Here is a 1,592-nt window from a genome sequence, read left to right as displayed (position 1 = left end):
GTCACCGGGGGTGTCGCCTCCTCGCTCGGCAAGGGTCTGACCGCCTCCAGCCTGGGCATGCTGCTCAAGGCCCGCGGACTGCGTGTCGTGATGCAGAAGCTCGACCCGTACCTGAACGTCGACCCGGGCACGATGAACCCCTTCCAGCACGGTGAGGTGTTCGTCACCAACGACGGTGCCGAGACCGACCTGGACATCGGCCACTACGAGCGGTTCCTCGACCGGGACCTGGACGGTTCCGCCAACGTCACCACCGGCCAGGTCTACTCCACCGTGATCGCCAAGGAGCGCCGGGGCGAGTACCTGGGCGACACGGTGCAGGTCATCCCGCACATCACCAACGAGATCAAGCACCGCATCCGGCGGATGGCGACCGACGAGGTCGACGTCGTCATCACCGAGGTCGGCGGCACGGTCGGCGACATCGAGTCGCTGCCGTTCCTGGAGACCGTGCGCCAGGTCCGCCACGAGGTCGGCCGGGACAACGTCTTCGTCGTGCACATCTCGCTGCTGCCCTACATCGGCCCCTCCGGCGAGCTGAAGACCAAGCCCACCCAGCACTCGGTGGCCGCGCTGCGCAACATCGGCATCCAGCCCGACGCGATCGTGCTGCGCTGCGACCGCGAGGTCCCCACCGCGATCAAGCGGAAGATCTCGCTGATGTGCGACGTGGACGAGGCCGCCGTCGTGGCCTGCCCCGACGCCCGCTCGATCTACGACATCCCCAAGGTCGTGCACACCGAGGGCCTGGACGCCTACGTGGTCCGCAAGCTCGACCTGCCCTTCCGGGACGTGGACTGGACGACCTGGGACGACCTGCTCGACCGCGTCCACAACCCCGACCACGAGGTCACCCTGGCCCTGGTCGGCAAGTACATCGACCTGCCCGACGCCTATCTGTCGGTGACCGAGGCGCTGCGCGCCGGCGGCTTCGCCAACAAGGCCCGGGTGAAGATCAAGTGGGTCACCTCCGACGACTGCAAGACCCCGGCCGGCGCCAAGGCCCAGCTCGAAGGTGTCGACGGCGTCTGCATCCCCGGCGGCTTCGGCGACCGCGGCGTGCTCGGCAAGGTCGGCGCGATCCGCTACGCCCGCGAGAACAGAATCCCGCTGCTCGGGCTCTGCCTGGGTCTGCAGTGCATCGTGATCGAGGCCGCCCGCAACCTGGCCGGCATCCCGGACGCCAACTCCACCGAGTTCGACCCGGCCACCGCCCACCCGGTCATCTCCACGATGGCCGAGCAGCTCGACATCGTCGCCGGCGAGGGCGACATGGGCGGCACCATGCGGCTGGGCATGTACCCGGCCAAGCTCGCCGAGGGCTCCATCGTGCGCGAGGTCTACGACGGCAAGGAGTACGTCGAGGAACGCCACCGCCACCGCTACGAGGTCAACAACGCCTACCGCGCCGAGCTGGAGAAGAAGGCCGGGATCGTCTTCTCCGGCACCTCCCCGGACGGCAAGCTCGTGGAGTACGTCGAATACCCCCGCGACGTCCACCCCTACCTCGTCGCCACCCAGGCCCACCCCGAGCTGCGCTCGCGGCCGACCCGCGCCAACCCCCTCTTCGCCGGACTGGTGAAGGCCGCGGT

Annotated in this window: 1 protein-coding gene; it reads left to right on the top strand. The window is 69.0% G+C overall.

The features are described from left to right. Positions 1 to 1,592: CTP synthase (locus IF37_RS0138235; protein WP_030754297.1), on the top strand; the 1,592-nt coding region annotated here is incomplete at both ends.

Origin of the sequence: Streptomyces sp. NRRL S-31, assembly GCF_000718775.1 — a bacterium.
In the GTDB taxonomy this organism is placed as follows: Bacteria; Actinomycetota; Actinomycetes; order Streptomycetales; family Streptomycetaceae; genus Streptomyces.
Note: the sequence above shows the minus strand (reverse complement) of the source record. Positions and strands in the feature narration are given on the sequence as shown.